At 74.2% G+C, this 8,977-nt stretch carries 5 protein-coding genes; 4 read left to right on the plus strand and 1 reads right to left on the minus strand.

What is annotated here, in order from left to right:
- Nucleotides 1-31: 31 nt before the first annotated feature.
- From EF903_RS22960 to EF903_RS22975, 4 genes are all read left to right on the plus strand, one after another.
- Entirely contained in the window at nt 32-3,073 is a 3,042-nt protein-coding gene (locus EF903_RS22960; RefSeq protein WP_125546080.1) for a glycoside hydrolase family 38 C-terminal domain-containing protein, read from the plus strand.
- Nucleotides 3,074-3,230: 157 nt separating this feature from the next.
- The gene (locus tag EF903_RS22965; protein ID WP_125546082.1) at nt 3,231-5,255 is read left to right on the plus strand and encodes an NADPH-dependent 2,4-dienoyl-CoA reductase; all 2,025 of its coding nucleotides are present in this window, start codon (nt 3,231-3,233) and stop codon (nt 5,253-5,255) included.
- Between the two features lie 45 nt (nt 5,256-5,300).
- The gene (locus EF903_RS22970) at nt 5,301-5,714 is read left to right on the plus strand and encodes a PaaI family thioesterase (RefSeq protein ID WP_125546084.1); all 414 of its coding nucleotides are present in this window, start codon (nt 5,301-5,303) and stop codon (nt 5,712-5,714) included.
- 3 nt (nt 5,715-5,717) lie between these two features.
- Nucleotides 5,718-7,097 (plus strand): MFS transporter, encoded by a 1,380-nt coding sequence (locus EF903_RS22975; protein WP_125546086.1) that lies wholly within the window; start codon nt 5,718-5,720, stop codon nt 7,095-7,097.
- Between the two features lie 96 nt (nt 7,098-7,193).
- Here EF903_RS22975 and EF903_RS22980 read toward each other — a convergent pair whose 3' ends face one another.
- Nucleotides 7,194-8,753: an alpha/beta hydrolase gene (locus EF903_RS22980; protein WP_260615806.1), complete on the minus strand. Its 1,560-nt coding sequence runs from the start codon at nt 8,751-8,753 to the stop codon at nt 7,194-7,196.
- Between the last annotated feature and the right edge of the window lie 224 nt (nt 8,754-8,977).

Raw genomic sequence — 8,977 nt, forward strand, 5'->3', positions numbered from 1 at the left:
GCCCCGTCCCGTCCGCCTCCCTGGAGCCGCCGTGCACGACGACCGCAGCATCACCGAGCACCGCCTGCGCCGGACCCTCGCCGAGCGCATCAAACCCGCCGTGTACTCCCGGCCCGTCCCCCTCGCCGTCGAGCGCTGGGACGCCCCCGGCGAGCCGGTGCCCGTCGCCGAGGGCCTGGCGGCCCCGTACGCCCCCTGTGCCGTCGGCGACGCCTGGGGGCCGGCCTGGGGCACCACCTGGTTCAGGGTCAGCGGCCGCGTGCCCGACGCCTGGGCGGGGCGCACCGTGGAGGCCGTCCTCGACCTCGGCTTCGACCGGATGATGCCCGGCTTCCAGTGCGAGGGCCTCGTCCACCTCGCCGACGGCAGCGAGGTCAAGGGCCTGAACCCGTACAACGACTGGGTGCGGGTCGCCGACCGGGCGGTCGGCGGCGAGCGGATCGAGTGGTACGTCGAGGCCGCCGCGAACCCGGTCCTCGTCGAACACGCCCCCACCTCCGAGGGCGACCGGCTCACCAGCGGCGCGCAGCCGCTCTACCGCCTCGCCCGGATGGACCTGGCCGTTTTCGAGGCGGAGGTCTGGGAGCTCGTCCAGGACCTGGAGGTCCTCCACGGCCTGATGGTGCAGCTCGCCACCGACGACGCCCGCCGGTACGCGGTCCTGCGCGCCCTCGACGCGGCCCTCGACGAGGTGGACCCCGACGACGTGCCCGGGACGGCCGCCGCGGCGCGCGCCCGGCTGGCCGGGGTGCTCGCCTCTCCGGCCGCCGCCTCCGCGCACCGGATCAGCGCCGTGGGCCACGCCCACATCGACTCGGCCTGGCTGTGGCCGCTGCGCGAGACGGTCCGCAAGGTCGCCCGGACCGCCTCCAACGTGGTCTCCCTCATGGACGGCCACCCCGGTTTCGTCTTCGCGATGTCCCAGGCCCAGCAGCTCGACTGGATCAAGTCCCACCGGCCGGCCCTGTTCGAGCGGATCAAGAAGAAGGCCGCGGAGGGCCGCTTCGTGCCGGTCGGCGGCATGTGGGTGGAGTCCGACACGAACATGGTCGGCGGGGAGGCGATGGTCCGCCAGTTCCTGTACGGCAAGAGGTTCTTCCTGGAGGAGTTCGGCATCGAGACCCGCAACGTGTGGCTGCCCGACTCCTTCGGCTACACCGCCGCCATGCCGCAGATCATCCGCCTGTCCGGCTCGCAGTGGTTCCTCACCCAGAAGATCTCCTGGTCGCAGGTGAACGCCTTCCCCCACCACACTTTCCTGTGGGAGGGCATCGACGGCACCCGCGTCTTCACCCACTTCCCGCCCGTCGACACCTACAACGGCGACCTCGGCGGGGCCCAACTCGCCCATGCGGCCCGCAACTACCGGGAGAAGGGCCGCGGCACCCGCTCCCTCGCCCCCTTCGGCTGGGGCGACGGCGGCGGCGGGCCGACCCGCGAGCACCTCGCCCGGGCCGCCCGCCTGCGCGACCTCGAAGGCTCGCCGCGCGTCGAGGTCGAGGCGCCCGACGCGTTCTTCGAGAAGGCCCGCGCCGAGTACCCGGACGCCCCCGTCTGGGCCGGGGAGCTCTACCTGGAGCTGCACCGCGGCACGTACACCTCGCAGGCCAAGACCAAGCAGGGCAACCGGCGCAGCGAGTCCCTGCTGCGCGAGGCCGAGCTGTGGGCGGCCACCGCCGCAGTGCGGGTGCCGTCGTACGCCTACCCGTACGAGGAGCTGGAGCGGATCTGGAAGACGGTGCTGCTGCACCAGTTCCACGACATCCTGCCCGGATCGTCCATCGCCTGGGTGCACCGGGAGGCCCGTGCCACCTACGCCCGGATCCACACCGAGCTGCGCGCGATCACCGTCGCGGCCCAGGCCGTGCTCGCCGGGGAGGGCGACACCGGGCTCGTCTTCAACTGCGCCCCCCACGCCCGCCGGGGCGTTCCCGCGGGCGGTGCCGGGGTGCCGGAGCCGCCGGCCGGGCGGGTCTCCCTGGAGGACCGGCCGCAGGGCGGGTACGTCCTGGAGAACGGGCTGCTGCGCGTGGAGGTCGACGGGCGCGGGCTGGTCGTCTCCGCCGTCGACCTCGCGGCGGGCCGCGAGGCGGTGGCCCCGGGGCGGGCCGCCAACCTGCTCCAGATCCACCGCGACCTGCCGAACATGTGGGACGCCTGGGACGTCGACGCGTTCTACCGCAACCACGTCACCGACCTCGCGGACCACGACTCCCTGGCCGCCGAGCAGCACGGCCCGGACGCCGCGGCGGTGCGCGTGGAGCGCTCCTTCGGCCGGTCCCGGGCCACCCAGTGGATCACCCTGCGGGCGGACGCCAAGCAGGTCGACCTCGTCACCGAGGTCGACTGGCACGAGAAGGAGAAGTTCCTCAAGGCGGCCTTCCCGCTGGACGTCAAGGCCGAACGGACCGCCTCCGAGACGCAGTTCGGGCACGTCCACCGGGCCACCCACACCAACACCTCCTGGGAGGCCGCCAAGTTCGAGATCTGCGCCCACCGCTGGATCCACGCCGGGGAGCCGGGCTGGGGTGCCGCGCTCCTCAACGACTCCACGTACGGCCACGACGTCACCCGCGACGTGCGGCCCGACGGCGGCCAGACCACCACGGTCCGGCTGTCCCTGCTGCGGGCGCCCCGCTATCCGGACCCGGAGACCGACCAGGGGCGGCACACGCTGCGCTACGCGCTGGCCCCGGGTGCCGGGATCGGCGACGCGGTCCGCGAGGGCCGCTTCCTCAACCTGCCGGAGCGGACGCTCGCCGGCGCGGGCCCCGTCGCGCCGCTGGTCTCGGTGGCGGCCGCGGGCGGCACGGCGGACGGCGCGGTGGTCGTGGAGGCGGTCAAGCTGGCGGAGGACCGCAGCGGCGACGTCGTGGTCCGCCTGTACGAGTGCCTGGGCGGCCGTGCCGCCGCGGCCCTCACGGCGGACTTCCGGCCCGCGGCCGCCGTCGAGAGCGACCTGCTGGAGCGGCCCCTCGGCGGCACCGCGGTCGGCCCGGTGGCGGCGGACGGGTCGGTGCCGCTGGCGCTGCGCCCGTTCCAGATCGTCACGGTCCGCCTGCGCCGCGCCTGACCGCGGCCGGCCGCCGGGTGTGGGTTCCGCCACAGCCGGCGGCCGGCCGCCCCGCCGCGCCGGGGGAGTGGCCCCGACCTGGTTATGCACCTAGTTGCAAAAGGGGGGCCTCCTCGCTACAACAGGTTCCATCCACCCCCGCGCGAGGAGGCGCCCCATGAGTTCCCAGAGCCGGTACCCGCACCTGCTGAGCCCCCTGGACCTCGGATTCACCACCCTGCCGAACCGCGTGGTCATGGGCTCGATGCACACCGGCCTGGAGGAGCACGAGGGCGGCTTCGAGCGCCTCGCCGCCTTCTACGCCGAGCGCGCCCGCGGCGGCGCCGGCCTGATCGTCACCGGCGGCATCGCCCCGAACGACGCGGGCCGGCCCTTCGAGGGCGGCTCCCGCCTCACCACCGAGGAGGAGGCCGCCGAGCACCGGGTGATCACCGAGGCGGTCCACGCCGAGGGCGGGAAGATCGCCATGCAGATCCTGCACTTCGGCCGCTACGCCTACCACCAGGACCTCGTCGCCCCCAGCGCCCTCCAGGCTCCCATCAGCCCCTTCGTCCCGAACGAGCTGACCGGTGCCGAGGTCGAGCAGACCATCGAGGACTTCGTCCGCGCCGCCCGCCTCGCCAAGCTCGCCGGCTACGACGGCGTCGAGATCATGGGCTCCGAGGGCTACCTGATCAACGAGTTCATCGCCGCCGCCACCAACCGCCGCGAGGACCGCTGGGGCGGCTCGTACGAGAACCGCGTGCGCTTCCCCCTGGAGATCGTCCGGCGCACCCGCGAGGCCGTCGGCCCCGACTTCATCCTGATCTACCGCCTCTCCATGCTCGACCTGGTCCCCGGCGGCTCCACCCTCGACGAGGTCGTCCACCTCGCCAAGGAGATCGAGGCCGCGGGCGCCACCATCATCAACACCGGCATCGGCTGGCACGAGGCCCGCATCCCCACCATCGCGACCTCCGTCCCGCGCGGCGCCTACACCTGGGTCACCAAGCGGCTGATGGGCGCGGTCTCCGTCCCGCTCGTCACCAGCAACCGCATCAACACCCCCGAGAAGGCCGATGAGATCCTCGCCGAAGGCCGCGCCGACCTCGTCTCCTTGGCCCGCCCCTTCCTCGCCGACGCCGACTTCGTCGCCAAGGCCGCCGCGGGCCGCCCCGAGGCCATCAACACCTGCATCGGCTGCAACCAGGCCTGCCTCGACCACACCTTCAGCGGCAAGATCACCAGCTGCCTGGTCAACCCCCGCGCCTGCCACGAGACCGAGCTCGTCCTCTCGCCCACCCGGCTCGCCAAGCGCGTCGCCGTCGTCGGCGCCGGCCCGGCCGGCCTCGCCTGTGCCGTCACCGCCGCGGAACGCGGCCACACCGTCACCCTCTTCGAGGCCTCCGGCCACATCGGCGGCCAGCTCGACATCGCCCGCCGCATCCCCGGCAAGGAGGAGTTCGAGGAGACCATCCGCTACTTCGGCCACCAGCTCGCCGAGCACGGCGTCGAGGTCCGCCTGAACACCGCCGCCGACCCGGAGCTCCTGCGCGGCTACGACGAGGTCGTCGTCGCCACCGGCGTCACCCCCCGCACCCCCGCCATCGAGGGCGTCGACCACGCCATGGTCGTCAGCTACCTCGACGTCCTGCGCGACGGCGCCCCCGTCGGCGAGAGCGTCGCCGTCGTCGGCGCCGGCGGCATCGGCTTCGACGTCGCCGAATACCTCACCGACAGCGGCGAAGGCGCCTCCCAGGACCCGGAGGTCTACTTCCGCCACTGGGGCGTCGACACCTCCTACGCGGGCCCCGGCGGCCTGACCGCCCCCGACCGCCCGGCCTCCCCGCGCCGGGTCCACCTCCTCCAGCGCAAGACCACCAAGGTCGGCGCCGGCCTCGGCACCACCACCGGGTGGATCCACCGCGCCGAACTCAAGCACCGCGGCGTCGTCTCCGTCGCCGGCGCCTCCTACGACCGCATCGACGACGAGGGCCTGCACATCACCGTCGACGGCGAGCAGCGCCTCGTCCCCGCCGACACCGTCGTCCTGTGCACCGGCCAGGAGCCGCGCCGCGACCTGTACGAGGAGCTGCGCGCGGCCGGCGTCGGGGCGCACCTGATCGGCGGCGCAGACGTCGCCGCCGAGCTCGACGCCAAGCGGGCCATCCGCCAGGGCACCGAGCTGGCCGCCTCGCTCTGACCGAAAAGGATTGTGGCGGCCCCGCCGGGCCGCCACAATCTGCGGGTGACCCTGACACCGGCAGAAGCAGACAAGGTCCTCAAGGACAACTTCGCCCCGTGGGTGCTGGCCCTCGGCCTGACCGTCGAGGAGGCGGGCGACCGGCACGCCGTGCTGCGGCTGCCCTGGTCCGGCGAGCTCGCCCGCGACGGCGGCGGCCTGTCCGGGCAGGCCCTGATGGCCGCCGCCGACACCGCCACCGTCATCGCGATCAGCGCCGCGCGCGGCGGGTACGGGCCGATGACGACCGTCCAGCAGTCGACGAGCTTCCAGCGGCCCGTCGCCGGCTCCGACGTGCTCATCGAGGTGCGCGTCACCAAGCTGGGCAAGCGGATGGCCTTCGCGGACATCACGATGACACCGGAGGGGGCGCAGGACCCGGCCGCGACCGCGTCGACGGTCTACGCGCTCCTCGGCTGACGCGTGGCGCCTGCCTCCGAGACCCCGTTACCGCAGGATCCGGCTCCGCCGCTCCGGCGGAACCGGAACTTCACCGTCTTCTGGCTCGGCCAGGCGCTGTCCGTCCTGGGCGGCTCGATCACCTACCTCGCGCTGCCGCTCCTGGTCCTCGACGCCACCGGGTCCATCGTCCGGATGGGCCTGCTCACCGTGGTCATGGGCGCCACCGGCATCCTGACGGGGCTGTTCGCCGGGTACGTCGTCGACCGCACCGACCGGCGCCGCCTGATGGTCGCCTGCGACCTGGGGCGCGCCGTGCTCCTCGGCGCGGTGCCGTTCGTGTGGCTCGCCGGGCCCCGCCTGTGGGTGCTGTACGTGCTGACGGCAGTGGTGACCGTCCTCAAGACGCTCTTCGACGTGGCGTACGTGACCTCCGTGCCGGCGCTGGTGCGCCGGGAGGACCTCGCCGCCGCGAACGCCCGCCTGATGGGCACCTTCGCAGTCGGCACGCTCTTCGGGCCGGTCGCGGCGGGCCTCGTCACGGCCGGCGTGGGCGCCGCCTGGGCGCTGGCCGTGGACGGGGCGACCTTCCTCGTCTCGGCGATCAGCCTGCGCTGGGTCGCGTTCGGCCCGGCACCGGAGCGCACCGGCCCCGCCGAGGGCGGGACCGTCGGGGGCGGGACCGGCCGGGAGGGGGTGCGCGGCCGGCTCCGCGAGGTGTTCACCACCGGCTTCACCTTCCTGTGGGGCCACCGGCTGCTGCGGCCGCTGACCGTCCTGCTCACCCTGCTGACGTTCCTCACCATGGGCGCCACCGACCTGCTGGTCTTCCGGCTCCGCGAGGACCTCGGCCGGGACGCGGCCGTCGTCGGCCTCGTCGTCGCCGTGAGCGGCCTCGGCGTCGTCGCCGCATCCGCCTGCGCGGCCCGGCTGCGGCGGGCCTTCGGATTCGGCCCCTGCTGGCTCGGGGCGGTCGTGCTCATCGGGGCCGCCGTCGCCGTGACCGGGACCAGCACCGGCCTGCCGGTGATCGCCGCCGCCGCGGCGGTGTTCATGTTCGGGATGACCCTCGGCGGCGTCAGCTCCATGACCCTGCGCCAGGAGGTCACCCCCGAGCCGCTGCTCGGCCGGGTCACCTCGGCGTTCTGGACGGTCCACAACGCCGCCGGCCCGATCGGCGCCGCCGTCCTGACCCTGTGCGCGGGCCGCTGGGGGGTGACGCCCGTCAGCCTCGCCGGCGGGGTGTTCTGCCTGCTGATCGCGGCCGCCGGGCTGCTGACGCCGCTGCGCTCGGCCCGGTCCGGCGGCCCGTCCGCCCCGCCGGCCGCGGCCGGGGCCGGCCCGGGGGCCGCCGGAGCGGCGGGCGCGGACACCGGCGGGGTCGGCGGAGCGAAGCAGGCGTGACGCCGGCCGGCCCGATCGGGCCGGCCGGCCTCCGGTCCCGCACTCCGCACGGGAGCCGGGACCGGCGTGCGCCCGCGCCCCCGTCGGCGCGCCGGCTCAGAAGCGGAGCGCGGAGCCGCCCGGGAAGCGCTGCGGCGAGGACGGTACGAGCTCGGTGCGGCGTTCGCCGCCCGCCGGAGCCGTCCGGCAGGTCACGTCCGCCGCGGGCAGGCCGCCGCCGGACAGGTAGGCGTTGACCGTCGCGTTGACGCAGGACTCCGGCTCGAACAGGTAGACGCCGTGCCCCTCGCCGCCCTCGGCGAGCACCATGCGCGAGCCCGCCAGCGCCCGGTGCAGTGCCTGGCCGCTGTCCAGCGGGGTCTGGGAGTCCCACTCGTTCTGCACGGTCAGGACGTTCGCCCGGACGTTCGTCTTCGTGGGCGGCTCGATCGGCCGCTGCCAGTACGCGCACGGCTTGATGTTGGAGGCGAAGTCGCCGTACAGCGGGTACTTCGCCTTGTCGCGGGCCGCCTCGCGGGCGTACTGCTCCGGGTAGCGCGGCCACTCCACGTCGCCGCACACCACCGCCCAGAACGCGGCGGTGCCGTTGTCCGACGCCGGCTCCGACGCCGGCCGGAGCAGACCGCGCTGCTCCGGGGTGAGGGCGGCGGGCCGGCCCTCCGCGGCGTCGACCAGCGCCCGGACCACGGGCGAGGCCTGCGCCGGGTAGAAGAACAGCGCCCTCGCGGTGCGGATGTCGTCACCCGTGAGCTTCTGCCCCTCCAGGTCGATCGGCTCGCGGTCCGCGCGGGCCACCAGGTCCCAGAACGTCTTGGACACCGCACCGGGCGTCGCGCCCAGCCGGTACTCGCCGTCCCGCTCGGCCGCCCACCGCGTCCAGCGCGCGAACGCCGGCTCGGCCTCGGTCGCCCAGACCTGGATCATGCCGCGCCACACCCGCTTGGGGTCCACACCGCTGTCGAGGACGAAGCGGTCGGTGCGGGAGGGGAACATCTGCGAGTACACGGTGCCCAGGTACGTGCCGTACGAGTAGCCCACATAGCTGATCTTCTTCTCGCCCAGCGCGGCGCGGATCGCGTCCATGTCGCGCGCCGTGTTGCGGGTGGTGATGAACGGCAGCACCTGCCCCGACTTCTCGCGGCACTTCTCGGCCACCGTCTGCGCCCACGCGACGTCCGCCGGGAAGGACTCCTCCTTGTACGGGCGGTTGAAGTCCTGCTCCTCGTCGGTCAGCCCGCAGGTGACCGGGCTGCTCGCCCCGACGCCGCGCGGGTCGAAGCCGATCACGTCGTACCGGTCGCGCACGTCCTTCGGCATCAACTCGTCCGCCATCAACGGCAGGTCGAGGCCGGGGCCGCCGGGCCCGCCCGGGTTCATCAGCAGCACGCCGTGCCGCTTGGCCGGGTCGGCGCTCTTCATCCGGGATATCGCGATGTCGATCGTGCGCCCCTGGGGGCGCCGGTAGTCGAGCGGCACCTTGACGGTCGCGCACTCGTAGGATGCCGGCTGGTCGGGGCTGCACCGCTGCCACGCCGGCTTCCGCGGAACGAATTCCCCGGTGCCGGCGGCCGACGCCTGCGGGGCGGACAGCAGGGGGACGGTGGTGGCGAGCAGACCGGCGGCGGCGAGTACCGGCGCGAGGCGTGTGAAGTTCACGAAACGCCGTTTCCTTTCCGTGAAGTCGGTGAAGTCGGTGGGCTCACCACCCTGTTGCACGGACAGGTCCGGGCGAATCATCCCGGAGGGCCGCCTCCTGTGCGCCTCTCGGACGAGGAGGGATCCGGACAACTGGCCGACACACCGCCCGAGTCGGGCCGCGGCCCGACTCGGGCGGTGTGTCGGCCAGTTGTCCGGATCCCTCCTCGTCCGAGAGGCGCACA

Origin of the sequence: Streptomyces sp. WAC05292 (genome assembly GCF_003949955.1) — a bacterium.
GTDB lineage: Bacteria > Actinomycetota > Actinomycetes > Streptomycetales > Streptomycetaceae > Streptomyces > Streptomyces globosus.

Coding starts and splice junctions, on each gene's coding strand:
- EF903_RS22965 (WP_125546082.1), top strand. CDS start 3,231: ATGAGTTCCCAGAGCCGGTACCCGCACCTGCTGAGCCCCCTGGACCTC.